The following is a 26,514-nucleotide window of genomic DNA, read 5'->3' as shown; positions in this document are numbered from 1 at the left end:
TGATGAGACTGTTGTTCCACCAACTGATGACGATGATGAGACTGTTGTTCCACCAACTGATGACGATGATGAGACTGTTGTTCCACCAACTGATGACGATGATGAGACTGTTGTTCCACCAACAGGCAACGATGATAAGACTGAACCAGATCAAAACAAAAATAACAACACAGATAATTCCTCTGGTAGCTCCAGTAGCAGTAGTTCCTCTGGTAGCTCCAGTAGCAGTAGTTCCTCTGGTAGCTCCAGTAAAGCTGTTGCCCAAGTTGTTGACAGCATAGTTGATGCCAAAATTGCTCCAATCGAAAACCCTGAATCTGTAGCAACTCAAGAACTTTCTACGGCAACTTCAGGAAATTCACAAGGCTTCCCCTGGTGGATATTGATAGTTGTCCTTGTTGCAGGTTGTATCTGTTTCGGTTTAGTTATCTATCGTCGAAAGCCATAAACAACACTAAAACACTCCCTTTCTTTTTTTTGTACTTAACTCTACAGTTTACTCTATCATAATTGAATAAATTGGCGAATTTTAAGTATTATTAATAACTTATCAGATGTATACCCGTACGCTATGTAACTATGTGAGTCATAAATTTGGTGAATTTCTTGCGATTTCTTTGGGAACGCACAAAAACCCTCTCGTTTGTTCCCATAAACATCCCTCTCTATCTTTGAAAGCTCAAACAAAATCTCCCTAACTGATACCTCATCCGTCAGCGCCGCTCCCTAAGCTGGCTAAAATCTTAAAATGTAGTCTTAAAGCAAAAAACCAGGATGTCGTTAATTTATATAATTTTATATCTGTATTATTCTTGTATCTTACTCTTTAAAGTCAGCTTTGATTTTTTGATCCACCAACTTGGCAATCATTAGATTAGAGATAAACACGTATTTTACGCCTAATAGTTCTGCGAGTTCAGCGGGTTTCTGGTCCTGTGTTACCAGTACCAGTTTATGTTTACCGGCATATTCTACGACTTCCCGGTCTTTTGCCGCTTTCAACCCCGCTTCCTGTGCGGTTAAAACTTCATAACCCAAGGTTTCAAAATACTCTTTTAAGCCGGCATACATCTCATCTAAGAGAATCTTCATAGCCACCGATTTTCCTGTTTGTAAGCTGTTTAGTGGTTCCTAAGTTAGTCTATAAGCAAAAGGGCAAATGAATCAGCATTCTTGGCAAAGGGAAACGTAAACTCTATTCCCGCATTAGTAGCAGTTTTCTTTACATTGACACCCACTGCATCCTCCGACCAGCGTGCCAGTTCAGGATGTCGGCAAATTCCTGTTTGAGTGTTGCATTTATCGCATAGCTGGCAGTGCCCCGAAATGAAAGATACCGCTAAACTGTAGCCTTGTTTCATGGCCGTTTTTTCCAAATCCACAACCGTCTGTAGCATCTTGCATTTGTCATCTTTCCAATCCTGCCAAAACTTTGCCGCTTTCTCTTTGATATCTTGAGATATTGTGACGTCGGTTTGATATGTCATAAGGTGCTTGTAGACTTCGGTGTCTGCGGAGGCGCTGGTGGTGAACTTCATAAACATGGCATAGCTGTATTCCGAGACGATTTTACGGAACTCTTCTGCTGTTGGTGTATAGGGTGGGCAGGCAAGAGTTTCTCCATAGTGATTGCAGCCAACCTTGCATTTGAGGACAACACGGTCTTCAACGACAATTTTATCAGTAGCTATGATTTTCGCGTCTGTTGCACCTCTCTCGAGAGCTAATTTGATGAGGAAACTGAACTTTTCTGCGCCCTTTTCAGACATACTTCCAACCTCTGATGATACTTGTCTGTGTATGTGACGTTTAAGCATTATCCTCCAAACGACTCTCGGTTTAACCGAAATATTACAAATTTACTGATCATTTCGGGGTTTGAATGTCAATTTGAATTTTGACATAGTTTAGATCTGGTAAGGCGCATCTATTTTGAACACCAATTCATCTGTGATGGTGGCAAACATTTTTACTGTGGAACAAGTCAAATAATGCACTTTCTCTTCATTTGAATGATGCTTTATGGGTAGTCTTGAATGTCTTAACCTGACGAAGGTTTATGATGATCGACGTGTAGCATTGGATAACGTTACTTTTTCAGTGGAAACTAAGGGTATCTTTGGGTTAATCGGTAGAAATGGTGCTGGCAAAACTACCCTTATTCGTATTCTTGCTACTGAACTTGCACCTACTTCGGGGTCGGCAAGCATAGACGGTATTGATGTTTTTAATCAAACCTGCAAGCTTCGTGAACAAATTGCGATTGTGCCTCAGGAAGCTCGTGCAGTGAGGTGGATGACGCCTAAACAAACCGTTTTTTCTTATCTGCTCTGGCGGGGTTATCCATACAAAGAAGCTGGTCGGCTTGCCCGTGAATCTCTTGCTAAGCTGGGGTTAGCACCGTATGAAAATGTGCTCAACAATCGGCTCTCGGGGGGAACTAAACGTAAAGTTCTCCTAGCAACTGTAACTGCTTCCGAAGCGCCCATCATATTTCTTGATGAGCCTACGGTGGGGCTGGATCCGATTTCGCGCCGGGAGTTGTGGGATATTTTGCATGAGTTGGGTAAGTCGCGTTTCATTTTCCTCACTACCCACTATCTAGAGGAGGCTGAGCAGCTTGCTGATAAAATCGGTATCCTCAAAGAGGGCAAATTGATTTCAGTGGGTACCCTTGCTGAGCTACGACACAGTGTGCGTTACCCATACAGCATTAAGTTACCTCCTAAAACGGTGATCCCCCAAATAGGCGACGCTGAAATAACTGTGAGTAGTCATGGTTACACGCAGATTATGACTAATGAGGCGGAAGCTTTTCGTCTGGCACAGTTGTTATCTGAGCAGGGCACAAAATTCTCCATCTCACCTGTTACTCTAGATGATATTTTCTTTCGTTTGGCTGGGCAGAAAGCGGGGGATGAATTTGAAGCGTAGCCGATTTAGCCAAATTCTCGCAGGTATCTTGGTTAATGCCATATATGAGATGAAAAACTATCCCATTGTTACTTTGAGTGCTGTGATTTCGCCGCTCTCACTTTTGGCGGTTGTTGCTTTTGTGAGCAGTGGTGATTTGTTAGGCACAGCCATAGCCGGTGGGTTAATCATGCTTTTTTTCTCAAGTGGTATTGCTTTGCAATCGGATTTGTCACACTTAAAAAATGATTTTAAACTTCAAGATATGATTGTGAGTTCGCCTGCAAGTGCCAAAATGTATCTGGCTGGTATGTCTATTGCCGAACTTGTTTACTCTATCCCCGGTATAGCTATTCTTATCGCTTTAGCGGCTATCTATATCCAGCCGTCTCTGTTGCAGGTTGCCATATTTGGTTCTGTGTTATTTTTGATGTTCACTCTCTCAACGGCCATAGGTTTTATGCTTGCCACCTTTTCTAGTGATGTTGTGCAGAGTTATGCCTTCTCACGATTGCTTTCCTTGTTGTTTGCTACCTTACCGCCTGTGTATTATCCCATAACTCTTGTCCCTTATCCATTCAACTATTTGGCTTATCTCTCACCAACAACTTATGCCGCAGAGATTATGCATTGGTCCATAGGTGCTTTAGAACTCTCTGCGATGCATCTGTTTATTGATTGGGTCGTTTTGATAGGTGCTTGTGTGATCATTATGTTTGTTGCAGTAAAGAAAAGCCGTTGGAGAGATGTTTAGCTAATATTTTTTTCCTTGCCCAAGTTTTTTCTCTATTTCTACTTTATCAGCTTCACTATCTGATAAGATGTTTATCCACAATTCAAATTCTGCTTGAGAGATCTCTTTTTGTATAATTCCCTGTTGATCTGCTGAAAAAAACCTTGAAGGCGCAGATGTGAACAGTTTAACGTAAAAGATTCGATCTGCAATGGTTATCTGTGAAGAGCAACCTGCTTTTTCGCCTGTGAGGTAATCAATTTCGTAACCCATCGGTATTCTTCCATGGAGTTGTGTGCAGTTTGCTTAGGTAGGATTTTATTCTATGTTTGAGGCTGTTTTAGCTTTTGTGTTTTTACGTTTATAGAGTAAGTATACTGTGGCTACAACGATAATTATGATTACTATAATCGCTACGATATAGACAAAGGGAAACTGGTCAATGCTGAAGTGAACGGTTTCCTCAGATGAATTACCCACTTCATCGGTTGCATATATTGTTAAACGATGTCCACCTTGAGATAATGCTGGTAACGTTACATTCCCAGAAAGGGTTATTTTTTCTTCACCGTTAAGACTATAGGCTAGGTCAGAGACCGGTTTGTCTAAAGAGAAGATTAACTCTATGTCAGCCGAACTATAGGAGGCTTGACTCTTCGGTGATATGATATTAATTATGGGGCCAACTGTATCGACAGAGAAATAAACTGTGTTTGACGCTCCCATGTTGCCTGAGCTGTCATTAGCGTAGATAACAATTTTATGTGCTCCCTGTGATAAACCATACAGAGTTTTCTGTGAACCTATGGTAATATTTGCTTCACCATCTATGCTATAGCCTACCCAGTGGGTGTTTCTATTAACGGTAAAGGCTAATGGTACATCTCGATAGGTTTTGTTTTCTGGAGCTGTAATTTGTACCGCAGGTGGTACCAACCCATATCTGTGGGGTTTAAACTGCTCGATGGTGTTGACCCAGTTTGTGCCGTTAAACCCACCAATGACATACAGCATATCGTTAATGCTGGCAACTCCTAAGTGGCTTCTTAGTATAGGCATCGATTCAAGTGTGCTCCATGAATTAGTTGTTGGGTCAAACATTTCTGTTCTGTTCTGATTTTCTGAGGATAAACCTCCGAAATGGTAAATTCTTTGGGGGGCCATAAACCCTGTTGTAGCAATAGCTGCACCCCAACTGACGGTGAATGGGAACACCTTTTCGGTTGTCCATCGATCTGTTTGAGTGTTGTACACTTGATTTTCGTTGACCCGAGCCAAACTGCTGCTTGAATACGTTTGCTTCGCGCCGCCGATAACATAGATTTTATTGTTCACAACGGCTGAGCTGTAACCTTTAACTACATTTGGAAGCGGTGCTTTTGTGCTCCAGGTGTCGTCTATGGGGTTGTACACCTCGTTTAAGTTTGTAATGTTTGAGGATATTGTTTCTCCACCGATGAGATAGATACTTTGATTAACAGTGTTTGCGCACAAATCTGCTCGGGGTGTAGGCATGGATCTTTTTGTTTCCCAACGGTCTGTAATGGGATCATACATTTCATTGTATCCCACATACCCATAGTTGTCTATGCCGCCTATGGCATATATTTTACCGTTGTAAACTGCTGTTGCCAAATTGCTTCTAGGTGTTGGCATAGATGCCCTAGTTGTCCACTCGTTAGTTGCTGGATTGTATTCTTCCACGACACTTAGCGGTTTATCTGTTCCGTTGGTTCCACCTATAACATAGATTTTTCCAGAAACTACTGCAACTCCAAAGTCTCCACGACCAGTTGGCATGGACTTCAAGTTGGTCCAAGATGACTCGGGGGTTTGGGATGATGCCTCATAGATCAAACTGATTGCTGGTAGACAAACCAACGCGATAAGGCATATTGTGAAGATTTGAGTATGCTTAGTTATTGGTGTACACCTACTTTTGTTCTAAACTAGTAGTACTCTATGCTTATCTTCCTTAAAGGGTTACTCTCTAAAAAACCATTCCAGACAACGCCTAAAGAAAGACTTTAATGTCGTCTCAAGAAAGATTACCAGGGATATGTTTGATTCAACAAGTTCTAGTTGCAGTGGACGGTTCTGAGAACTCGGAGCGTGCCCTAGATTTTGCTATAGTTTTTGCGGGAAAATATTGTGCCGCATTAACGGTTCTAAACGTCACAGAATTACCTGTTGCAATGTATCCGGGCAACGAACTGATGGTTGTTGCTAAAGATCTCCGCAAACTCCATAACGATATCCTCTCTAGAGCCGTTGAGCGTATAAAAGTAGCAAATCCTGCTTTGATTGTTCGGGCTGTTCTACGGGAAGGTGAACCTGCAACCGAAATTGTTGCCGTATCAAAAGAAGGTGAGTTCGATGTTGTTGTGCTGGGGCATTTGGGTGTGGGAAAAGTCAAAGGTATTTTGATGGGTAGTATTAGTGAGAAGGTAGTTCGTTTGGTTCCATGCACCGTTATAGTAGTCAAATAAAAATAATGGACTAAAAAGAGTAGGGATTATATTTTTTGGTTGTAGCTAGACAACGCCTTGTTCGATCATTGCGTCTGCTACTTTTACAAAACCGCCAATGTTTGCGCCCTTGACATAGTTTACATATTGTCCTTCTTTGCCATATCGTACACAGGTTTGGTGAATTGATCGCATGATCTCATGTAGCCGGGTATCAACTTCTTGTCGTGTCCATGAGAGGCGCATACTGTTTTGTGTCATCTCTAACCCTGAGGTTGCTACGCCTCCAGCGTTTGCTGCTTTACCTTGGCCGTATAAGACTTCGTTTTTAAGAAACACTTGTACGCCTTCGGGTTCGGTTGGCATGTTGGCTCCCTCAGATACACAGTAGCAGCCATTGCTTATCAGCGTCTTTGCGTCTTCGCCGCTGAGTTCATTTTGTGTAGCGCAAGGTAATGCCACTTGACATTCAATTCCCCAAGGACGTTTACCTTCAAGATACTCGGCGTTTTTGTACTCATTTGTATATTCTTTGATTCGGCCTCGCCGTTTGTTCTTTAGATCCATTACATACGTAAGTTTTGCGCAGTCAATACCTTCGCTATCGTAGATGGTTCCATCGCTGTCTGATAGGGTTACTACTTTTCCGCCCAGTTCAGTAACTTTTTGGACTGCATATTGAGCGACATTGCCTGAGCCTGAGATGGTGACTGTTTTGCCATTGAAGTCTTCATTTCGTGTTTTGAGCATTTCTTGTGCAAAATATGTAACCCCATACCCGGTAGCTTCGGGGCGAATTAGGCTGCCGCCCCAGTTGAGGCCTTTTCCAGTTAGCACTCCGGTGAATTGATTTTGTAGCTTTTTATATATGCCAAACATGTACCCGACTTCTCGAGCACCAACCCCAATATCACCCGCTGGAACGTCTGTGTTTGGTCCAATATGACGCGAGAGTTCTAACATGAAATTGTGACAGAATCTCATGATTTCCCCCTCACTTTTGCCCTTAGGATCAAAATCTGAGCCTCCCTTAGCACCGCCAAGCGGTAGAGTCGTTAATGAGTTCTTAAACACCTGCTCAAATGCCAAGAATTTTAAAACTCCCAAGTTAACGCTTGGATGAAAGCGCAGACCCCCCTTGTATGGACCAATGGCGCTATTCATTTGGATGCGGTAGCCTCGGTTTACATTTACCTCACCCTTATCGTTGGCCCAAGTGACTTTGAATATGATTGATCGTTCAGGCTCAACTATACGCTCCAAGATATTGGCGGATTGATACTTGGGATTATTCTCAATTACCGGCCAAACAGAGGTGATAACCTCATCTACAGCTTGATGAAACTCTGGTTGACCTGGATTATTTGCTTTTACATATTCCATAAAGTCTTTGGGTGTTCTATACATGCTACATCACACTAGCTATTTCTGATATGTCACCTGAGCTATCCATGCCTCAGACATATTGCAACACTAATGGGTAGCGATATTTCCAGAAATATATGTATACTGGACAAGCTTTGAGATTTTAATCCTATATATGCACATTGTCGTAAACAAAACCCTAGATGGGTGTTTCTATAGCCTCAATGGTTCCTATAATCCATAGTTGCTCTGGATTAATGCAAAGCTATTTTTTTATAAGTGTACAGCATTTCATGTGTGGGTTTCTTATCCTTGAGCTTTGAAATAAAAGAAAAAGATCTGCTGGGTAGAATCGGCAAACTAAAAACCAAAACTGCAACAGTGGAAACACCTCTACTTTTCCCCGTCATAAACCCCAGCAGCCAACCCATCCCAAGTAAACGGCTCAAAGAAACCTTTGGATGCCAAGCCATAATCACAAACAGCTACATCATAAAAAAACGCTTCAACCAAATTCCCATAGAACAGGGCGGATTACACAAATTTCTTGGTTATGATGGTGCCATCATGACTGACAGCGGCGCCTATCAAATTCTTGTTTATGGCGAAGTAGAAGTTACCCAAAAAGAAATCGTCACCTACCAAGAAGGTATCGGCAGTGACATAGCCACAATCCTTGATATCCCAACAGGATGGAAAGTCACAAAAGAAGACGCCCAAATCACTGTAGCCGAGACCCTAAAACGTGCCAAAGCGTTTTTTGATCTAAAAACACGCGACGACACTCTCTGGGTTGGCCCCATACAAGGCGGACGCCACCTAGACCTTGTCGCCCAATCAGCCATTGAGATGAGCAAACTCCCCTTCCAAATCCACGCTCTGGGTAGCCCCACTGAAGTTATGGAAAACTATCGCTACGACGTACTAGCAGATATGATCCTAACAGCCAAAAACGGCATCCCCCACGAACGCCCCCTACACCTCTTTGGAGCCGGACACCCATCCATGTTTGCACTAGCTGTCTCATTGGGTTGTGATCTATTTGACTCAGCTGCCTACGCACTCTACGCACGAGACGGCCGCTACATGACTGAAAACGGAACCTGGCGACTTGACCAAATGGACTACTTCCCCTGCAGTTGTCCCCAATGTTGCTCTCAAACCCCCCAAGAACTCAAACAAAAACCCGCTAAAGAACAAGAAATCTTCCTAGCAGAGCACAACCTTCATGTCTGCATAGCCGAACTCAGACGTATAAAACAGGCTATACGCGATGGCAGACTTTGGGAACACACCGAAATGCGTCTTCACGCCCACCCCGCTCTGCTCTCCGCTCTCAAACGTGTTCGCAACTACGAAGACTTACTCGAAAAATACAGCCCAACCGCTAAACCAAGCGGTTTCTTCTACTTCAACGCCGCTGGACTAGCACGCCCCGAAATCGTACACTACCGTAAACACCTAACCCAACGCTACACACCCCCAACAAACGCAAAAATACTGTTTCTTGTTCCCCAAACCCGAAATAAACCCTTCCACAAAGCTCCTGAGATGAAAAAAATCCGCCAACTCATGCGCATAATCGGCCCCGACCTCGCCGCCCAAATACATGTCTGCGTCTATGCCGTACCTTTTGGTATTGTACCCCTAGAGCTCGATGAGATCTACCCTCTCTCCCAACACGAAGCCGCCATGCCCCCCGATCTAGAAACCATCAACTATGTAGCAGAGCAAACCGCAGAATTCATCAAACGCAACAACAACACCTACCAAGGCACCATACTGCTAAACGATAAAAAAATCTGGAATAACATCATCAAAGATGCCGTCCAAGACGCCTGCAAAACAAAAGACCTATCCTTTGATTCTATTGAAACCAACCCCGAGAAACCCAAAGAAACACTAACTCAACTAACGAATACCCTGCACAAACAACTAAACACAAAATAACCCCACAACCAACCAACCAACCATAATAACCAAACAAACACAAACACTCCATACATCAGTTTAACAATCCAGTTTCATTTCTTAGGTGTAACGTTTTTTACCCCCGCGTCCTATAAGCCCATACATGACTCCTGATCCGCAATTTCTCTATGCTGATCTCCACATTCACACAGTCTACTCTGCAGACTCTTTTATCCAGCCCAAAACTATTGTTGATATGCTCGCTGCTCACAACTATATCAAAGTCGCCGCGATTACCGATCATAACAGCATCCGCGGATGCAAAGTCACAGTTGAGCTAGCCCGCGCATATCCCGACATACTTATCATCCCCGGAACCGAAATCACCACCGATTACGGTGATATGCTTGTTATAGGAACAACTGAGCTTCCTCCTAAACCCTGGACACCTGAAAACGTAGCAGACTATGCCCGATCCATCGACGCCATATCCATAGTAGCTCATCCCTTTCGCACCTATGGCATGGGCGAATACGCCCAAAATGTCAAAGCAGACGCCATCGAAGTCCTAAATGGCGGTACCAATAAAGAAGGCAACAACAAAGCCAAAGAATTCGCAAAAGAACTAAACTTACCCGGAACTGGCGGAAGCGACGCTCATCAGGTTTCGGAACTATTTAACATCTGCACACAAATTCAAACCACCTCAAAAAATATTGACTCCATTTTAGCCACCATAAAAAAAGGACTAATTTCAGCACAAATAGCTCAACAAACTAGCATCTGAGTCTATAGCTCTAAATTCCAAAAAAAGTAATCCGAAAACCGGCAATTAATTATATCAGACTGTGCAAAAACAAACACTGCACACAGCCTGTATGCAATTTTTTCTCATCATAATTTATATATTGATAAAAAAAATTATGACAATCAAATAAACATGTTAAACTCATCAGATAAATGAAGATCAACTTTTGGAGCTGAGCGTTTTTGTGTAGTCTGATATTTAAAAGTGTGATAACACTTCAACGTCGCTAAATCTTAAATGTTGTTTTCTGTCCACTTTTAGATATGATAACTGTTATCGGTGCAGGCCGAGTTGGAAGTGCTGCTGCCTTTGAGATTTTACGTTATAAAATAGATGATGTTGTTCTTATTGACACAAACGCAAACCAAGCAAAGGGTGAGGCGCTAGATATGATGCAGGCCTCACCTGCCATCGAATTTGACGGTACCATTGAGGGAACAAGTGACTTTAGCCAAATGCGGGATTCTGAGTTGATAATTATAACCGCTGGAGCCGCCCGAAAACCCGGCATGAACCGCATTGATCTTATGAAGACCAACGCACAAATCATGCGCAGTATCACCAAAGAAATCACCAAATACGCATCCGATGCAAAATTGCTGATTGTCACAAATCCCGTCGATATTATGACCTATATCAGCTTCAAAGAAACCAACTTTCCCCGAAACCACGTCTTTGGTATGGGTAACATCTTAGATACAATGCGATTTCGAAACTATATTGCCCGTGAACTAGGGGTCTCACGCGAAGACACCCGCGCCCTAGTTATCGGTGAACATGGCGACTCTATGGTTCCCCTAGTAGAGTACGCTACAGTATCCGGTATACCTATAACAAACCTGCTAACCGCTCAACAAATCGAGCAAGTGCTCCAAAAAACAATTAACTCGGGCGGCAATGTCATAAAACTCAAAGGCGGCACCCAATTTGCACCCAGCACAGTCATCGCGTTAATGTCTGATGCAATTATAACCGGCAGAAACCGTGTTATGAGCGTCTCAACATGGCTTCAAGGCGAATACGGCTACTCCAATCTAACCATAGGCGTTCCAGTGGTTTTAGGTAAAAACGGCATAGAAAAAATAATTGAACTACAATTATCCAACCTATCCCAAGAAAAATTTGAAAAATCAATCAACACAATAAAAACAGCAATAACACACTTAAACAACAACTAAAAAAGAAGATAAAAATTAGGTTGGTGCCCGTATTCTTGCGCAGTAAAAATTTCCATTTAACCGCACAAACGCCGGACATTTTCCATCATCACAATGTTGTAGCCACTGACAAGGAGCACGAACTTCATGAACACGTGGCATGTATCCGTGGGTATCAATAATTTCTTTGGGAGTTTCTCGTCGAGAGATTTGTTTTAGAATCGTTTCCATAAAAACACCTCAAACTTGACAAGCTAAATTAAAATAGTCTTAATCCACAGACGTTAATTAAAAAATGTGACAGTCAATATGCAACAACAAAAACATATAAACGCTAACCAAAAAACTCCCCAACTAACCAACAACACACCCAACAACCGTTTCTCTAATCAACCTACCAAAAATTTGTAACCATATCAATATGCTTATCTTTGGCTCTGCCCAACAATGCTAACAGGTAGTAGATAAGATGGGCAACATCACAGTCGCCGTTTTGGGCGCACAAAACTATAGCAGCGGTATTGGCAAAAAAGGAACCAGTACAGACATCACACTATATGACATCAAAAAAGGCACCGCCACGGTAACACTCATTGAACCCACCCGCTACCCCGAACGGCTAGCGCCTCTCTTCTATGCCTGCTCACTGGCTACCAAAGCCCTAATCATAGTCGACGAACTCAACTCCCAATTCGGAGAACAACTCGTCATGCTCCAATGTTGCGGCATCCAAAGCGGATACTTTATACTGCGCAACTATATTCCCAAAGAAAAAATCGAACCCCTCCTCAAAGGCACCAGCCTTGAAAAATTCGAATTCATCCAAGATGACCCCAATCAATTACGAGAAAAACTAATCGCCCAAGCCGCCGAACAAAACCCCCCTGAGAGCCAAAACGGAACCGTACCAGTCGACCACGCATTTAACGTAAAAGGCGTTGGAGTTGTTGTTTTGGGTATAGTTGTCAGCGGCTCTGTTCACAAACACGACACACTCAATGTGTTGCCTTACTCAAAAACCTCCCAAATCCGATCCATCCAAAAACACGACGACGAATCTGAAACAGCAAATCTAGGCGACCGAGTAGGATTAGCCCTCAAAAACATAGTTGTCGAAGACCTCGATCGCGGAGTCGTGCTAACCAACGACCCAAGCATTAAAACCTCAAATAAACTGCAAACACAAGCTACACTTGTCAAGTACTGGCAAACCCCAATAAAAGAAGGCATGGTGATGCATATTGGCCACTGGACCCAATTCATAACCGCCAAAGTCGAAACCGCCTCAGAAGCCGAAGACTTTAGAAAACCTAACCTCACCCTCTCACTTGAAAAACCCCTCGCATACCACCCAGGCGATACTGCAGTGCTGATGTATCTTGAAGGTGCAAAACTACGTGTCGCCGGCACAGTCTTACTGGCACAGTAACTTGGCCATAACTTTAGTACTTAGCAGAACTCGGTAAGGTTTCTTTTGTATCAAAGTATCCGTCCTTCACTCTGGTATTTTATGGCAATGGATGGTCTGATGGAGCCCATTTCTATTTGCGTGTTTTGATAAAGTCCGAACAGTTCTGAGTTGCATCATTTTTGTCTGTCAATATCTTTTTTGATAATGTGTTTTGTGTTTTTTAGGTGTAGTGGAACGTTTGTACTATAGTTGGGGTAACTAGAAAGGGGGCTTGCTGAAAAATCAGATGGGCTCTGTATCTACGAAAGGTTCTTAAGGTATTGGGTATTCTTCTAAGCGGCAAGAAATCGGCATGGTCAATTGCCCTTCAGGTAACAACCAGCTCAGAAACGGGTCGGTTACACCACATAAGTTAAATAGTCCGATGAAGAGGTGAAAAGTATGGAAAACATTTACGCAGCGATGCTCCTTCACAAGGCAGGTAAAACAATAGATGAAGCATCCGTAACTAAAGTTCTCGAAGCAGCCGGCGTCACAGTCGATCAAATTCAAATTAAAGCCCTCGTAGCTTCACTCAGTGAAGTTAACATCGATGAAGCAATCAAAGCTGCTCCAACCTTAGCAGCCGCCGCTCCAGTTGCCGCTCCAGCAGGTGAATCAAAACCAGTCGCCGCCCCAGAAGACAAGAAGAAAGCAGCAGAAGAAGAAAAAGCCAAAGAAGAAGCAGCACTAGAAGGATTAGGCGCCCTATTCGGGTAAGCATAATACACGGGCAATTTATTGCCCCAACAATTTTTCATTTCAAAACACATCCACCAATATTTTACATAAACCGACCTAAACACATAACAAACAACTAATTCCTTTCGAACAAGATGGAACCAAAAATTAATTTATCCTCTTCTAAGAACCCTTAAAACTATCAAAATATACCAAGTTTCCCATATCAACTTCCTGAACTGAACTAAACTTCCTTTATCCCCTAATAAGAGATAGACCCAAATGACGCTTAACCCAAACTTTGAGCCATAATTGTTAGTTTGATAGATTTGGTTCATTTACTATCTCAGTAGCGGAGGTTGTTGTAGACGGAGGTGGTGGAGTGGTTTTGTTTCTTGTTGTTAACCACATGTATACCACAATAGGTATCCAACCTGTAATGATACAGACTGTTGCTGGGAATCCTCCGATGTTAAAGTATGTTGTTATTTCCGGTAGGAATGCTTCCCAGATGCCAAACGATAAGGCCATCGCAACAACCGATATTACCGCAGTTTTTTTACCGAATTTATTGAAAGTTTGAACCGCAAGGATGCCTGCAAAGAAAAAGTCACCCAAACCCAGACCTCTAAAGGCAATTTTTCCCGCTTCAGTTAATACAATAGGTATGTTTGGCAGATAAACCAAAACGGGTAGACCCAGACCCGTGAATGTTTCTGCCGCTGTAACCATTGGTCCGCTGAAAACCAAAAAGATATCCATAAAGGTCAACAGTACCGCAAAGAGGCCTACGGTTTTCCAAGTAAACAAAGAGGAGAGATACATAATGATAAGAATAGCAAAGGTGAAACCAAAAATATCCAGCAAAACGGGATTCCAAACTTGAGTTGCTCCGCCATATATGACATTGAAGAATATGAATAACAGCAAAAACAGTGCCGGAGGCTGAGCTGCCACATACCAGCGGCCCTTTCCAGTCGGGGGTTTTTTCTGTTCAAAAATTACCACACCAAAGCAGAACCCAGCCAATACAAAAAAAGCAATTGCGCGATAAATTGTAAAGGCATCACCAAGCGGACCTAAAAGACTTATTACTCCCCCAATTATAGCGGCAACACCAAAACCTGCCGATACTAGTTGAACGCGAGGTTTTGTTGTGTTGGAAAATATGTAGGAGAAGGTGAAGAGCAAGGTAGTGTAGGAGCCCATAAAGAAGAGCAGTATGGCGTTTTCAAAGATGCCGCCAGGATTAACTATGGAGGTGTAGGCTATGACTGAAACCATTATGAGGATAAAGCCTACCAGCAACAAGATATCGCGGGTTTTGAATTCTTTTTGTTCCACTGTCTCAGTTAATTTGTTTTCTACACGTTTACTGAGAAACAATGCAACCAGTACCGCTAGAAAAAGTGCTGTTGGCATAGCTAAATCAAGAGTCGGCATAGCATCCACATATCTAAACATGGCATTTATGCCTTTAGCCAAATCCCCGATAACAGAAAAACTTACCGTGGGAAATATATGTTAAAGACTGCCAGGGTTGCCAAAAGTGCCTCTTCGGCTCTAACGGTCACTGTGCCCTGATTGGGAACCGTGTTAACAACAAAATCTGCAAGTGCCCCTAGCTCTAAGTTTTCATCTTGAACGATTTCATGAAGCCCCCGTGCAGGTGCACCAAATCCCACCAAGATATTGCCCCTCCATTTTTGCCCAATGTCTGTGGCAACCGACTTAAAATCATCCCCGATTCTTGCAGTAGCAATCTTGAGATCAAACCCGCCCTCCATAGACAATTGTCCAAACGAACGATTCTCCACACGTACCTGATATCCCCAATATTGGGGTATATACTCACGGCTAACCGGTTGCACCTCAACAGTTTCTCCAATCTTGACTACCTGTGTCGTTAGCCGCTCACCAACCTGAAACTGCTTCTGGCGAAGAAGTGCGGGTTGTTGTACACCAATATCTACTGCTAAACCGTCTTTGCGCTCTAAAATCACGACCCCCTCCCGGTATTCCCCGACTTTGAGATGTTTAGTTTTACCACTGAGGGGATGGTGGGGTGTACGCAGAGGTGGCATGATGCCTGCATATTGAAGATCCGGATCAAGTCTAAAGAGCGCTTTGCGCAGATACTGAGGGGTCTCAAGGTAATTGAGAAGTAGTGCAATGAATTCTTGGTCTCTTTGCTGATTTGTTTTGATGTTGTCGGGATAAACTATGATTTCATCAACACGAAAAATTGCTGCTGAACGCGCGATCATCCCAATTTTTGAGGTTTTCTCACGAAGATGCGGCGTATCTGATATGACTGAAACTGGAATAGCAATTGAAACCTTTAATTTATTCATCCGTTTGGCTCCCGTACGTATTTATCTGCGCTCTCCTTAAAAGGCAGGATTGAGATATAAAAATACGGGTTGGAGGCCCAAAATTGAATAAACCTATTTTAGAAGATGTAGAAAAAATCCGTGCTTTCGACAAAAGCGGTATGATAGATTTTTGTATAAATGCTGCAAGTCACTACCGAAACGCAGCGGAGATAGCACAGAAAATCCAAGTGAACACCCCTAAACCTGATCGTATAATCGTCGTGGGGATGGGTGGTTCAGCTATAGTAGGCGATCTGCTCAAAGATTGGACACGAGACAAACTAAACATTCATCTTGAAGTTAATCGAGACTATCATCTTCCCGCATACGCAGATAAAAATACGTTAGTATTTGTTTCTAGTTACTCTGGGGACACTGAGGAAACTTTGAGTGCATTTCTAGACGCCCTTAACCATGGTTGCATGGTCTTTTGTGTCACAAGCGGAGGCCCACTTCTAGATGCAACCAAAACACACAAAGTGCCCTATCTGCAGGTTCCAGTTGGTATGCCGCCTCGTGCCGCACTGCCCTATATGCTTGTGCCCCTTTTGATATATCTCCAAAAAGCAGGATTAGTAAACGGAGTGGAAGACGAATTAGGTGAAGCATTTGTGATGATAGAGAAGATAAGCAAAGAAAACGGTCTCAATACACCAATGGTTGAAAGTTTCGCAAAAAATACTGCTTATCATATAGATGACTCTGTTCCGTGTGTGTATGGATTTGGGGTTTATCGTAGTGTAGCCCAGCGGTTTAAGCAACAGTTTAACGAGAACAGTAAAACCGTTGCAAAGTGGGAGTACTTTCCCGAACTCGACCACAATGAAATCGTAGGTTGGGCCGGTCGAGGAGAGCAATGTCGGTGGTTCTCAGTAATTTTTATCCGTGATACCGCAGAACCCATAGAAATCGAAACCAGAATTGAAACCACCAAGAGTCTCATGGAGCGGACTGGGTTAATCACCTTTGACTTAGAGGTACAGGGTGAATGTACATTGGCAAAAATGCTCTCAACAGTGGTTATCGGCGACTTTTTAAGCGTTTATCTGGCGATTTTACGCGGAGTTGACCCCACACCGGTTTTAGCTATAAACTATCTCAAAGAAGCGCTCAAAGAAAACGGCATAAGAGACAAAATTCTAAGCGATCTAGAAAAAACCTAACTCTTCTTTTACCCCCTGTTTAAACCTGCAGATACGTATGTAATTATCTTTTGATATGCGTCTGTGTTTAGGTGTTGTTTGTATTGTACAGGTTACTTTCGGTTTTTTTAAAATTGTGTTATTCTTATAAAAGTAAAGAAAGGAAGAAGAATTAAGCAACGAATTTGGTGAATTCGGCTTCGGTTTCTTCTATTGAGAGTCTTTTGGGTGGATGTTTAAAGCCATAAGCACAAACTGTGTTCACTGCGCCTTTTTGATTTTTATCCAGTGCGGCTTTCATTGCGCGTACTACGTCAAAGAGAACTGAGCCCGCGTTTGGTGCATCAATCATCTGGAATTTGAGGTCGATTTTTAGGGGTGTGTTGCAGAAATAGGTTCCGCTTATCCAAAAGTAGCTGTCGCGTTTGTTTTGCAGAAAATCAACATAGTCAGTGGAGCCTGCGACGATTTCGGTTTTGTAGTTTAGTGAGGCTGCAACGGCTTCGGTTTTAATATTGCGTTTAGTGTCTCGGGTGCGTTCCATGGTGTCGATGGATTCGTTTCCTCCGCCGACGTCTAATTGGTAGGTTTCGTTTATGTGAACGCCGCTATCGCTTAGTAGCTTGAGCAGAGTTTTGTGCAGTGCGGTGGAACCGATTTGATCAACTAAGTCGTCTCCAGCAAGGGGTAAATTGGCATCTTTGAACTGCTGGGATAGTGTGGGGTCGCTTGCAATAAAGTTGGGTGTAGCGTTTATAAATGCACAGCCAGCCGCTATAGCCTGCATGGCATAGAAACGAGCGGCATCAGAAGCGCCGCTTGGAAGCAAGTTGATGACGATTTCGGTATGTGAGGCTTTTAGAGTTTCTGTGACATCTGCATCTGAGGTTTTACTGATCTCAATTAGTGCTTGGGTGGACTCGCCGACACCGTCCAGAAGCGGACCCTTAGCAACTTTGACGCCTAAATTGGGTACATCACAGACTTTTGGCGCGTTGTTGGGTTTAGCAAAAATGGCCTCTGAGAGGTCTAGGCCGACTTTTCGGCTGTCAACATCAAACGCGGCAACTATTTCAATATCTTTGGGTGTGTAACCCGCCAAGACTGGATTACGAAGTCCAAGTTGGCTGGCGTCTGGTTTACTGTAATATTGGATGCCTTGGATAAATGAGGCGGCGCAGTTTCCCACACCGATTAGAGCTACTTTGATTTTGGGCATACTTTGTGGCACCTTACTTGGCAAGCTTATGTAGTGTTGCCTTATAAATTTTTCAAACAGCCAACGGTTATGATACATAATTTTTTATAGCCTTGGGCATATGGTGTGATGCTGACTTCTGTTAGCTCTAAACTGAAGATTTTATTACCCTGCAACATAAGAAAGCTTAAGGGAACCTCCGCAAACTTTAGCTGCTATATGCTAAGTTAGTGTAACCAGTGCCTACGGTGCACGGTTACAATTTCCTATCAAAAACCGCTTGAAACGATAGTTATCTAATAACTGAACACTTTGTTTGTTCACTTAGCATAAATTAACTCACGCTCTCAAAAATAGTAGTTATGATAGATCATGTTTACTCAAAAGATAAACAAAAACATGAACCTGACTTTTGCCAGATGTGTTTGATTATTGCGTTGGAGTAAACTACATATCCACACAGAAACATATCTGCAGGTGGTAGGGTATGAAAAAGATATTTAGTGCACTCATATGTGCCCTATTGACTAGCGGCCTATTTTTTGCAAACATATTTTGGATAGGTGAGGTGCAGACTCAGAGTGCTCCAAAGAAGCCTGCAATTCCAGAATTTACAGCAACCTTTGTTGCCATAGACAGAGAACTAAGTTCACCCACTCAATATGCCGATCCCTACACAGGAGAAACCGTGACTCAACCAGGGTATCGTGAAAAATATGACGCAATAGAAATAAAGATTAAAAACCAAAACCGCCCCGACAAATTACATGAGGATATTGAACGGTATTATAATGTTGGACTGTATTATGCTGTTCGCACTAAAGGCTACTATGAACAATACTGGCAACAACATCGTGCTGGTGAATACTCTGGATATAAGCAGAATGATGATGACGCGTATACTATAATACATATTCGTGCAGAGGATTATCCCGATGACGGCAAAGTTGATGTGCAAGTCGAAGCAATGCATGGATATTTTTGGTATAAAGCAGATCTTTTTACTAGTTACTATGTTTTTGAAGGTGAAACAAGCGGTTGGAGCAACACAAAAACCGTAACTATCACTAGAGACAGCAATGAATCTCCAAATCAAAACGGACCAACATCAAATTCAACTTATTCCTCAGATAACGCTCCTCAAATTGAGGTGACAATAGGGGGGTTTGGTTTGTTTGAGTTTGGTTTGGGGATTGTTTTAGGTGTTGTTATAGCGGGACTGGCTATTGCGCTTGTGTATAAAGGTCGTATTCAATATGCTAAAACATCATAGTGTAAACGTATAATGACGGGGTTTGTTTCTGTTATTATATATCTGTGAATTTTTTATGACTTAATGGTGCATAGAATCCTGTTGGATTTCTATTTCGTCATGTTTCTGTCAGTTCGTCAGCTTGCTAATCTATTCTATAGCTGGATTGTTTTCTGTTTTTCGCCGTAAACTACATAACCTATTCAGAAGCATATCTACACGGTGGCAGAGTATGAAAAAGACCTTTAGTGCATTCATATGTGCCCTATTAGCATGCACATTACTTTTTACAGGACTACTCTGTATAGGCGAGACGCAGGCTCAACCAGGCATACTAAAACCCGATGTCAATCCTCCCATAAAGAAACCCGCAACCCCGGTTTTTACAGCAAAAATTTTTGATTCATCCTACGACATACCCCCAACTGCCACCTTCAATACGTTCACTGGACAAACAGAAACCCAACCCGGCTCACACATAGACGCTATAACCATAGAGTTCAGAATAAAAAATGAACCCTTCACATCATACACAGCAATAGATGCGGGTGGCTCTCCTTGGAATGTTAATTTCCATTATCATATTCGTGCGAAGGGGCACTATGACCAAAACTGGGGTGGCGAGACCTTTAATGTAGATAGGCTTCCGTCCAGAAATGACGGCTCTGAAACTGTTGTCTCAATTCAAGGAGAGTATTCATCCACCGAGAACATAGAGATGAGGGGAAGCAGTTTGTACTTTGTCTTTCCACCAGGGGCTGAGATAGATTTTCAAGTGCGAGCAATGGTAGGTTATGTTCATCGTGTTGTTGAGGGGGGTATGGCTCCTTGGTATTTTACGGGTGAGGTAAGTGAGTGGAGCAGCACTCAAACCGTGGCTATCCCCAAAAACAACAATGAAGCCCCCAATCAAAACAAACCAACACTAAACCCAACCTATACCCCAGACTGCACACCCCAACCTGATCTGACAGTAGCGGGGTTTAGTTTGTTTGAGTTCAGTTTAGGGATTGTTATAGGTGTTGTTATAGCGGGGTTAGCCGTTGCGCTTGTGTATGAAAAAAGAAAAACTGCAAGATACAAACGGAGTACGCAAACATAGCAGAGTTATAACAGAAAGTCGGTTGTTGATTATTGCTGGTTGCTGTGTATAGCAAGAGTAGGCATCCAGCTGGCCAACATTTCACAATCATACAACAACTTTGTTAATGTTACAAATGTTACGCTGTGTTAAGGAAGTTTTATAGAAAGTATGGTTATATTGGTTGTTTTTGGCTGGTTGTTTGTTGGTTGCTATTTATTTGGGTATTAAGTAAACCCATGGTTTACTTAGGAAAGCTTATTAAACGAGGAGCGGTAGATTTCTGAAGCCGTGTCATTTGGGCGGATAGATCAGCCTGGTATGATCGCCACGTTGGCATCGTGGAGGTCGCGGGTTCAAATCCCGCTCCGTCCACCAAACGCCATTATCTTCTTTTCTGTAGTTATTTAGCTTAAAATCTTCTGTGGGTTGTTGACCCCTTTGTTTCCCATAGAAGCCTCTGTTGTAGGCGGGGGGTAATCACAATTTAGCTTCTAGGGCTCTTTTTGTGGGTGATGTGTTTGGTTGGGTGTTTGCTTTTATGGTTTTATGGGTACTTTCTGTTTTGCGTTAGGTGTTGCAGGATTTTGTGTTTGTGATTGTGTATGTTTTGTGCATGTTGTAAATCTTGTGTATTTACCAGCATCTTAATATTAACGTTTAATGCTTGTGCGTTAACCAAAAATGTTAAGAGCAGTTTTGGAAAAGAACAGATTATTGGAAGCGAGACAAAGTGAAGATTCAGGTTCTAGGTGCTGCTAGAGAAGTCGGCGGTTCGTGCATCTCAGTTGAAACAGACTCCGCCAAGATAGCCTTAGATTACGGTTCGAAACTCGATGAAAAGCCTAAAACGCTTCCCAAAGATTTCGATGCAGTGGTAATTAGTCATGCGCATCTCGACCATACCGGTAGTCTGCTAAGTCTTTGTAAAAACAATAACCCCACTATAGTGGGTTCCGATATAACCTGCGAGGTAACGGTTGATCTTCTCCATGATATGGTTAAAATTCAGCAGGAAAAAGGCAACCTAGAATACAATGACGGTCACGCCGAAAAAGTCCGGGACTGCTGGTGGAGCCGCGACTCGGTAGCTCTGCCTGGTATGAAGATTAATCTACAACCAGCTGGACATGTCGCAGGAGCAAAAATAACCAGCCTCGAAGCTGAAAACAAAAAAATCATATACACAGGCGACTTTTGTCTGCACGACACCGAAATTCTCCAAGGTTGTAAACTAGATGTTCTGCCAAAAAAACCGGATCTGCTAATCACCGAATCCACCTACGGCGGCAAAATCCGACCCCCCCGTCACGAATTGCTCGATCAATTCCTAGAACAAATGCAAACCGTCATGGAACGCAGAGGTAACATCTTAATCCCCACCTTTGCCTTCCACCGAAGCCAAGAAATGGCAAAACGCCTAGACACCGCAATTGAAAAGGGAATTCTGCCAAACTATCACGTCTACACCATCTCAAACATAGCCCACCGCATAAACGGATACTTTAACCAACACAAACAACTCTTCACAAAAGAAATCAAAAGCCAAAAACATCCCTTCAGCTACCGCCATGTCAAACATCTCTACCGAACCAACCAAATCGAATCTCCCGCAGTAGTCATCTGTACCTCAGGCTTTGGACATGCTGGAGCAAGCCTCCGCCTACTCACCGAATGGGCCCCCGACAAAGATAACTGTGTCATCCTAACCTCAGGATACCTCCCACCCGACAGTCCACTCAAACAAGCCAAAGAAGAAGGCATTTTCAAAACAGAAGCCGAAGAACTCATCCACGTCAATGCTGAAGTCAAACAAATCGAACTCTCAGGACACGCCGACCAAACCGAACTTATTAAAATGATAACCAAACTCAAACCTAAACAAACCGTCTTAGTTCATGGTGATCTCGAGCAAGCCGAACAACTCAGTGAACAAATTAAAAATCTAACCAACGTCTGTATCCCTATCGAAGACGAAACCATAGACCTCTAATAACACAAACAGCCCAAACCAACAACCAACACTTACTTTTTAGGTTTCTTTGCTTCTGAATTTAATTGCGGCTGTCAATCACTTAGTGGCGAATTTATGTTAAAGGGCCAATTAAAGATTAATAAAAATAGGGGATGGCGTGAGCCATCGGGATCGGGTCTATTTTTGATCTTGTGGGGCCTTTTAACCCTGTGATATTGTTGTAATATAGCAATTTTGCTAAAAATGGGCAAAATTTATATGGGCCGACGTATAGTGTTGCGGTTGAGCAAAGCTCAAGGGGAAGAAAATGTTTAAAGCTAGCACACAAAAAGAAGTTTCAACAAAACTCACCAAAGGTCTGCTTGACGTAATTGTTTTGCAGTTCCTAAGCGTAGAGTCTATGCATGGTTACCAAATTATTACCAAAATCCGAAAAAATTTCGGCGTTTACTTTGGCCCAAGCACAATCTATCCATTGCTGGGTTTACTTGAGAAAAAAGGTTTTATCGACAGTAAATGGGATATGTCCTGTGAACGTCCAAGAAAAATTTACCGCCTAACAGCTGACGGGCAGAGTGCTCTTAGCTTCACAGAAGAATCACTTGCATTTATATGCCGAAGAATAACTGCCGACCAACCCGTCAGCGAGCACGCCACAAACATCCTCTGCTAAATCTGGTCAGCTTCTGCCACTTTGGTCAGCGACATTTCACTATAATGGCTCAACAATTTGGTAATGGCTGTTTGAGCTGTAGCGGTTTACACCTGCTTATTGTGCTAGCAACATATTTACCTTCTACTACCTCCCAAACACTGACATCCAATACACCGTCCACTACTAACTCCAAAACACCACCACCGTTCTAGCCGCAAGCAAAATCATAACCGGCCAAACCTGGGTAGAACAGTAACTGAATCAACCATCACACCTTTTTAGCATCTTTTTCTTGTTTGCTCTAATAAAACAGTTGTCTTTGTTGTTCTTGGGATTCAAACTTTCGCAGATAAGCAAATATCTCCTCTGGTTTATACAACATCCCATACCGCTGACACTTTGATTGGAAAATATCCATCAGCCGGTTGCTATTTGGGCTGTTACATATATAGGCATTACCAAATTGTTGAATATATTTCTGCTTTAAACCCGAAAACTCTTGATCCAGTTTAGCATAAAAATATTCTCGGCTCCCCTCTCGCAAGGTCACACCAAAACCAAAATAGAGCACACCCACAACCCCTGCCTTAATGCAGTAATCCAATAGTCCCTGAAGATTTTCTTCTGTGTCATTGATAAAGGGCAGAATAGGACTAATCCATACAATGGTTGGAATTTTTGCTTTCCGCAGAGTTTCCAATACCTCAAAACGCTCCCCTGTTGTGGACACGTTAGGCTCAATTTTTCGACACAAATCCTCATCATAGGTTGTTAGGGTGATTTGTACTACGCATTTGGTTTTTGCGTTAATCCGCTTCAATATGTCTATGTCTCGCAAAATTTGGGCAGACTTGGTTTGTATTGCTAATCCATAGCCATATTTTTCAATCAGTAGCAGGCATTGGCGGGTAATTTGTAATTCGTTCTCAAGCGGGATATAGGAATCACACATCGCACCTGTACCAATCATGCACGGCTTTCTTTTGCGGCCTAGTTGAGACTCTAAAATTAGTGGTGCACTACGTTTGACCTCTATGTCCTCAAAATCATGATCCATTCGGTAGCACACGCTCCGGCTGTCACAGTAGATACAACCATGCGTACACCCGCGATAGAGATTCATACCATTCTGAGGTGAGAGTATGGTTTTATAATCAGCATAATGCAGTGCCATACACTCCTTTCTGTAAAAAGAACAAATCAATCTATAAAGCCTTATGGCCTGCTGATAGTTGCGTCAAATCGACTAACTTGCTGGTTCTATATCTGTTGCACAACAATAGGGACAATAATTCAGAACCCAATCAAACAACCTGAAAAAGACTGGTAAACTTTTTAAAATATTTCCAGAACCTAAAACTATGGCATAACACTAAAAAGTTTGGATTTAAATCTCATACAAAGAAACATAATTGCATATAAGGTGTACAAAAATGAGTAATGTGCAGGAATTATGTGGGTGTTGTTGTAAGCGTGATGTGTGCCGTTACTATCCCGCTTATCCTAGGCCACTCATTAAAATTTGTCGCTATTATAAACGCGGTAAAGCTACAATAACTCAAAAAGAGTGTCTGCGAAAAAATGGGGAAGTATAACATATACAAAAATTGTTGACACGTGTTCATGTAGGGTTTTCTAGAATCCCGCTAACCTTTCTAGATAGTGCTTCAAATTATGCCGTGTCTTTCCTTTACAGTTTATTGAAACCTTTCTATTTTCTCAACTACTTCTAAGGAATACAAGTAATCACCTGGGAGTATCTTTTTGTGAAGCCGCTGATTTTTATGATTTTTTCGTTTTTAGATGCTTTTAGGCTTTCGATGAATTCTGGTTTTAGTTCTGGTTCTAAGAGGTTTTCTTCTAATTGGTGTGCCAATGACCATAGAGCTATCGTTTACTATCTCTGATGGCAAAGCTTCAGACTTACCTTTAACTCATACGTTGCTATGTAGATTTTTGATGTTCAAGATAGGGTATGATTTAGTCTGCCACGTTAATTAGACGGTATCCCTGATGAATCAGGCACATCCTTTTGTCTACGTTTGTAGATAGAAATCAGCGCCAATACGACAATGACCAGCCCAATTAAACCCATTATGGCTGGGGCTAAATTGGCATTCGAAGCGTTACTTGTAGTCGATGAGTCAGACAAATTCGTAGCAAGAAGTGAAACTGATACAAGAATTGTGTTATATAGGGCATGTATAAACATGGTAACACGGATGCTTTTTGTCCAAAGAAATACTAAGCACACACTTAAAGCAAAGGGCAGTACGGTTAAGGCATGTCCTACTGAAGCGCCCATGTGGAGCACGGCAAAGACAAGCGTCGTCAACATCACCGCAAGCCAAGGTGCAACACGCGCTTGAAGGCGGGTCATCATCAAACCACGGAAAACGGTTTCTTCTGCCATAGGTGCAATAATTCCCATAATTAAAATAGCAAAAAGTGGGCTCATACTCGTAATAGCGTTGCCTGCAGCATCATCAGCCAGCCAGCTTTGTGGTATCACTGCTACTAATAAAAAGGCAGTTAAAAATAGACCCAAAGCAAGCAAAACAGCGAAAGCATAAATGGATTTTTTTGGCGCCGGATTCCATTGAATACGTTTCAATAAGTCCTTTTTTTGAGCTTTAAAGATGATGAGGGTAATTATAAAGAAGACTATGATAGTTGCCACGATAAGAAGAAGTGAAACGGATGCTAACTGTTCTTTAACTTGATCAGGAGTTGCTCCGGGGTTGAGCGCTTTCCAACTTAGGCTATACCCTTCATCAAACAAAGACATGATGAGAAAATAGAGAAGTGGGAAAAATAATGAAACCAGAATTGCTTTTACTACATTTTCTTTTTTTACCGCAACCATATGGAACTCTCCCCTAAGTTAGTCATACATGAATCAAGAGTGCAGAACAAAGAAAGAACTCACATATATAAATGCGAACGATAAGTAAGCCGAAAACCAGAGCCGGACAACACATGGATTACATGTCAATAAAACTACATTATGGTTAGTTGTTTGCTTTGGGTGATTTTTACTTTTACTTTTTCGTTGGCTTTAAATTTGTGTGTGACTTTTGCGGCAATAAACTATTTCGAAAAAGAGCGACATTTAAACAGTTATGGTTACTGCTATTCTGCAAACACCCATAGTTTCTTTATAAAGAGTGCACGGTGGAATTCGCACTAACACTCCTATGGCGACATCAACATCAACAGATTTTTTAGCTTAACCCTTTTTCTTTTTTGAGTCTCTTAATGTTATCGTAGATATTTTGGCGCTATGTAACAATCGTAGTTAATGGCACAAATAGTGTTATTTATACATTTTTTAGGAGCTAAACGGTGTA

26 protein-coding genes and 1 tRNA gene are annotated in these 26,514 nt (G+C 42.3%); 15 read left to right on the top strand and 12 right to left on the bottom strand.

Going from position 1 to position 26,514, the window contains the following annotated elements; translation table 11 throughout:
• The coding region (locus tag FWF39_RS07200; protein ID WP_343382764.1) for a hypothetical protein at positions 1 to 448 on the top strand (448 nt) is incomplete at its 5' end.
• 371 nt (positions 449 to 819) lie between these two features.
• Here FWF39_RS07200 and FWF39_RS07195 read toward each other — a convergent pair.
• Both FWF39_RS07195 and FWF39_RS07190 read right to left on the bottom strand, forming a co-directional pair.
• Complete coding sequence (locus FWF39_RS07195; protein WP_343382763.1) at positions 820 to 1,092, bottom strand: DUF5615 family PIN-like protein; 273 nt, start codon at positions 1,090 to 1,092, stop codon at positions 820 to 822.
• A 44-nt stretch (positions 1,093 to 1,136) separates the two neighbouring features.
• Entirely contained in the window at positions 1,137 to 1,769 is a 633-nt protein-coding gene (locus FWF39_RS07190; protein WP_343382762.1) for a DUF2284 domain-containing protein, read from the bottom strand.
• 253 nt (positions 1,770 to 2,022) lie between these two features.
• Between FWF39_RS07190 and FWF39_RS07185 the strand changes: the two genes are divergently transcribed.
• Together FWF39_RS07185 and FWF39_RS07180 are read left to right on the top strand one after the other, a co-directional pair.
• A complete protein-coding gene (locus tag FWF39_RS07185) occupies positions 2,023 to 2,934 on the top strand; it encodes an ABC transporter ATP-binding protein (protein WP_343382761.1) in 912 nt (303 codons plus the stop codon).
• Positions 2,918 to 3,667, top strand: coding sequence for an ABC transporter permease (locus tag FWF39_RS07180; RefSeq protein WP_343382760.1), 750 nt, complete (start codon positions 2,918 to 2,920; stop codon positions 3,665 to 3,667). Before FWF39_RS07185 ends, FWF39_RS07180 begins: the two co-directional genes overlap by 17 nt.
• Here the strand turns inward: FWF39_RS07180 and FWF39_RS07175 are convergent, their stop codons facing one another.
• Both FWF39_RS07175 and FWF39_RS07170 read right to left on the bottom strand, forming a co-directional pair.
• The gene (locus tag FWF39_RS07175) at positions 3,668 to 3,919 is read right to left on the bottom strand and encodes a hypothetical protein (RefSeq protein ID WP_343382759.1); all 252 of its coding nucleotides are present in this window, start codon (positions 3,917 to 3,919) and stop codon (positions 3,668 to 3,670) included. It lies immediately after the preceding gene.
• A gap of 45 nt (positions 3,920 to 3,964) precedes the next feature.
• A complete protein-coding gene (locus tag FWF39_RS07170; protein WP_343382758.1) occupies positions 3,965 to 5,446 on the bottom strand; it encodes a kelch repeat-containing protein in 1,482 nt (493 codons plus the stop codon).
• Positions 5,447 to 5,709: 263 nt separating this feature from the next.
• On the opposite strand from FWF39_RS07170, the gene FWF39_RS07165 reads away from it, so the two are divergent.
• Positions 5,710 to 6,135, top strand: coding sequence for a universal stress protein (locus tag FWF39_RS07165; protein ID WP_343382757.1), 426 nt, complete (start codon positions 5,710 to 5,712; stop codon positions 6,133 to 6,135).
• A gap of 45 nt (positions 6,136 to 6,180) precedes the next feature.
• On the opposite strand, the gene gdhA is transcribed toward FWF39_RS07165, so the two are convergent.
• Positions 6,181 to 7,521: an NADP-specific glutamate dehydrogenase gene (gene gdhA / locus FWF39_RS07160; protein ID WP_343382756.1), complete on the bottom strand. Its 1,341-nt coding sequence runs from the start codon at positions 7,519 to 7,521 to the stop codon at positions 6,181 to 6,183.
• Positions 7,522 to 7,791: 270 nt separating this feature from the next.
• Here gdhA and tgtA point away from each other — a divergent pair, with 270 nt between their 5' ends.
• From tgtA to FWF39_RS07145, 3 genes are all read left to right on the top strand, one after another.
• A complete protein-coding gene (gene tgtA / locus FWF39_RS07155; RefSeq protein ID WP_343382755.1) occupies positions 7,792 to 9,429 on the top strand; it encodes a tRNA guanosine(15) transglycosylase TgtA in 1,638 nt (545 codons plus the stop codon).
• Between the two features lie 124 nt (positions 9,430 to 9,553).
• Positions 9,554 to 10,177: a PHP domain-containing protein gene (locus FWF39_RS07150; RefSeq protein ID WP_343382754.1), complete on the top strand. Its 624-nt coding sequence runs from the start codon at positions 9,554 to 9,556 to the stop codon at positions 10,175 to 10,177.
• Positions 10,178 to 10,461: 284 nt separating this feature from the next.
• Complete coding sequence (locus FWF39_RS07145; protein ID WP_343382753.1) at positions 10,462 to 11,376, top strand: malate dehydrogenase; 915 nt, start codon at positions 10,462 to 10,464, stop codon at positions 11,374 to 11,376.
• A 15-nt stretch (positions 11,377 to 11,391) separates the two neighbouring features.
• Here FWF39_RS07145 and FWF39_RS07140 read toward each other — a convergent pair whose 3' ends face one another.
• Positions 11,392 to 11,586 carry a hypothetical protein gene (locus FWF39_RS07140; protein ID WP_343382752.1) on the bottom strand — a complete coding sequence of 65 codons (195 nt, stop codon included), beginning with the start codon at positions 11,584 to 11,586 and terminating at the stop codon, positions 11,392 to 11,394.
• Positions 11,587 to 11,824: 238 nt separating this feature from the next.
• Here FWF39_RS07140 and FWF39_RS07135 point away from each other — a divergent pair, with 238 nt between their 5' ends.
• Entirely contained in the window at positions 11,825 to 12,784 is a 960-nt protein-coding gene (locus FWF39_RS07135) for an EF-Tu/IF-2/RF-3 family GTPase (RefSeq protein ID WP_343382751.1), read from the top strand.
• A 423-nt stretch (positions 12,785 to 13,207) separates the two neighbouring features.
• The gene (rpl12p, locus tag FWF39_RS07130) at positions 13,208 to 13,525 is read left to right on the top strand and encodes a 50S ribosomal protein P1 (RefSeq protein WP_343382750.1); all 318 of its coding nucleotides are present in this window, start codon (positions 13,208 to 13,210) and stop codon (positions 13,523 to 13,525) included.
• Between the two features lie 276 nt (positions 13,526 to 13,801).
• On the opposite strand, the gene FWF39_RS07125 is transcribed toward rpl12p, so the two are convergent.
• Together FWF39_RS07125 and FWF39_RS07120 are read right to left on the bottom strand one after the other, a co-directional pair.
• A complete protein-coding gene (locus tag FWF39_RS07125) occupies positions 13,802 to 14,971 on the bottom strand; it encodes a hypothetical protein (protein WP_343382749.1) in 1,170 nt (389 codons plus the stop codon).
• A gap of 20 nt (positions 14,972 to 14,991) precedes the next feature.
• Complete coding sequence (locus FWF39_RS07120) at positions 14,992 to 15,840, bottom strand: RNA methyltransferase (protein ID WP_343382748.1); 849 nt, start codon at positions 15,838 to 15,840, stop codon at positions 14,992 to 14,994.
• A gap of 83 nt (positions 15,841 to 15,923) precedes the next feature.
• Here FWF39_RS07120 and FWF39_RS07115 point away from each other — a divergent pair, with 83 nt between their 5' ends.
• Complete coding sequence (locus FWF39_RS07115) at positions 15,924 to 17,024, top strand: bifunctional phosphoglucose/phosphomannose isomerase (RefSeq protein WP_343382747.1); 1,101 nt, start codon at positions 15,924 to 15,926, stop codon at positions 17,022 to 17,024.
• A gap of 151 nt (positions 17,025 to 17,175) precedes the next feature.
• Here the strand turns inward: FWF39_RS07115 and FWF39_RS07110 are convergent, their stop codons facing one another.
• Positions 17,176 to 18,222, bottom strand: coding sequence for an inositol-3-phosphate synthase (locus FWF39_RS07110; protein WP_343382746.1), 1,047 nt, complete (start codon positions 18,220 to 18,222; stop codon positions 17,176 to 17,178).
• Between the two features lie 466 nt (positions 18,223 to 18,688).
• Here FWF39_RS07110 and FWF39_RS07105 point away from each other — a divergent pair, with 466 nt between their 5' ends.
• The 5 genes from FWF39_RS07105 (at position 18,689) to FWF39_RS07085 (ending at position 23,182) form a co-directional block, all read left to right on the top strand.
• Positions 18,689 to 19,474, top strand: a complete 786-nt coding sequence (locus FWF39_RS07105; protein WP_343382745.1) for a hypothetical protein — start codon at positions 18,689 to 18,691, stop codon at positions 19,472 to 19,474.
• 211 nt (positions 19,475 to 19,685) lie between these two features.
• On the top strand, positions 19,686 to 20,555 hold the full coding sequence (locus tag FWF39_RS07100; protein WP_343382744.1) for a hypothetical protein: 870 nt from the start codon (positions 19,686 to 19,688) through the stop codon (positions 20,553 to 20,555).
• Between the two features lie 279 nt (positions 20,556 to 20,834).
• Positions 20,835 to 20,912: transfer RNA gene (locus FWF39_RS07095), tRNA-Ala, on the top strand.
• Between the two features lie 355 nt (positions 20,913 to 21,267).
• Entirely contained in the window at positions 21,268 to 22,527 is a 1,260-nt protein-coding gene (locus FWF39_RS07090) for an MBL fold metallo-hydrolase (protein ID WP_343382743.1), read from the top strand.
• Positions 22,528 to 22,816: 289 nt separating this feature from the next.
• Positions 22,817 to 23,182: a PadR family transcriptional regulator gene (locus tag FWF39_RS07085; protein WP_343382742.1), complete on the top strand. Its 366-nt coding sequence runs from the start codon at positions 22,817 to 22,819 to the stop codon at positions 23,180 to 23,182.
• Between the two features lie 283 nt (positions 23,183 to 23,465).
• On the opposite strand, the gene FWF39_RS07080 is transcribed toward FWF39_RS07085, so the two are convergent.
• The 3 genes from FWF39_RS07080 to FWF39_RS07070 form a co-directional block, all read right to left on the bottom strand.
• Positions 23,466 to 24,332, bottom strand: a complete 867-nt coding sequence (locus tag FWF39_RS07080; RefSeq protein WP_343382765.1) for a radical SAM protein — start codon at positions 24,330 to 24,332, stop codon at positions 23,466 to 23,468.
• 561 nt (positions 24,333 to 24,893) lie between these two features.
• Positions 24,894 to 25,040 carry a hypothetical protein gene (locus FWF39_RS07075; RefSeq protein WP_343382741.1) on the bottom strand — a complete coding sequence of 49 codons (147 nt, stop codon included), beginning with the start codon at positions 25,038 to 25,040 and terminating at the stop codon, positions 24,894 to 24,896.
• Positions 25,041 to 25,157: 117 nt separating this feature from the next.
• Positions 25,158 to 26,030, bottom strand: coding sequence for a CPBP family intramembrane glutamic endopeptidase (locus FWF39_RS07070; RefSeq protein ID WP_343382740.1), 873 nt, complete (start codon positions 26,028 to 26,030; stop codon positions 25,158 to 25,160).
• Positions 26,031 to 26,514: the final 484 nt, after the last annotated feature.

The sequence above is a fragment of the Candidatus Bathycorpusculum sp. genome (assembly GCF_009778815.1).
Lineage (GTDB): Archaea > Thermoproteota > Bathyarchaeia > Bathyarchaeales > Bathycorpusculaceae > Bathycorpusculum > Bathycorpusculum hydrogenotrophicum.
The sequence above is the reverse complement of the archived record's forward strand: the minus strand, read 5'-3'. Positions and strand labels throughout refer to the sequence as shown.

What these genes read in the sequence shown, in the direction of transcription:
- FWF39_RS07190 (WP_343382762.1), bottom strand. Translation starts at nt 1,769, where the DNA reads ATGTCTGAAAAGGGCGCAGAAAAGTTCAGTTTCCTCATCAAATTAGCT.
- FWF39_RS07070 (WP_343382740.1), bottom strand. Translation starts at nt 26,030, where the DNA reads ATGGTTGCGGTAAAAAAAGAAAATGTAGTAAAAGCAATTCTGGTTTCA.
- FWF39_RS07180 (WP_343382760.1), top strand. Translation starts at nt 2,918, where the DNA reads ATGAATTTGAAGCGTAGCCGATTTAGCCAAATTCTCGCAGGTATCTTG.
- FWF39_RS07170 (WP_343382758.1), bottom strand. Translation starts at nt 5,446, where the DNA reads ATGCCAACTGGTCGTGGAGACTTTGGAGTTGCAGTAGTTTCTGGAAAA.
- FWF39_RS07120 (WP_343382748.1), bottom strand. Translation starts at nt 15,840, where the DNA reads ATGAATAAATTAAAGGTTTCAATTGCTATTCCAGTTTCAGTCATATCA.
- FWF39_RS07175 (WP_343382759.1), bottom strand. Translation starts at nt 3,919, where the DNA reads ATGGGTTACGAAATTGATTACCTCACAGGCGAAAAAGCAGGTTGCTCT.
- FWF39_RS07195 (WP_343382763.1), bottom strand. Translation starts at nt 1,092, where the DNA reads ATGAAGATTCTCTTAGATGAGATGTATGCCGGCTTAAAAGAGTATTTT.
- FWF39_RS07185 (WP_343382761.1), top strand. Translation starts at nt 2,023, where the DNA reads ATGGGTAGTCTTGAATGTCTTAACCTGACGAAGGTTTATGATGATCGA.
- FWF39_RS07105 (WP_343382745.1), top strand. Translation starts at nt 18,689, where the DNA reads ATGAAAAAGATATTTAGTGCACTCATATGTGCCCTATTGACTAGCGGC.
- FWF39_RS07140 (WP_343382752.1), bottom strand. Translation starts at nt 11,586, where the DNA reads ATGGAAACGATTCTAAAACAAATCTCTCGACGAGAAACTCCCAAAGAA.
- FWF39_RS07085 (WP_343382742.1), top strand. Translation starts at nt 22,817, where the DNA reads ATGTTTAAAGCTAGCACACAAAAAGAAGTTTCAACAAAACTCACCAAA.
- FWF39_RS07100 (WP_343382744.1), top strand. Translation starts at nt 19,686, where the DNA reads ATGAAAAAGACCTTTAGTGCATTCATATGTGCCCTATTAGCATGCACA.
- FWF39_RS07145 (WP_343382753.1), top strand. Translation starts at nt 10,462, where the DNA reads ATGATAACTGTTATCGGTGCAGGCCGAGTTGGAAGTGCTGCTGCCTTT.
- FWF39_RS07150 (WP_343382754.1), top strand. Translation starts at nt 9,554, where the DNA reads ATGACTCCTGATCCGCAATTTCTCTATGCTGATCTCCACATTCACACA.
- FWF39_RS07135 (WP_343382751.1), top strand. Translation starts at nt 11,825, where the DNA reads ATGGGCAACATCACAGTCGCCGTTTTGGGCGCACAAAACTATAGCAGC.
- gdhA (WP_343382756.1), bottom strand. Translation starts at nt 7,521, where the DNA reads ATGTATAGAACACCCAAAGACTTTATGGAATATGTAAAAGCAAATAAT.
- rpl12p (WP_343382750.1), top strand. Translation starts at nt 13,208, where the DNA reads ATGGAAAACATTTACGCAGCGATGCTCCTTCACAAGGCAGGTAAAACA.
- FWF39_RS07110 (WP_343382746.1), bottom strand. Translation starts at nt 18,222, where the DNA reads ATGCCCAAAATCAAAGTAGCTCTAATCGGTGTGGGAAACTGCGCCGCC.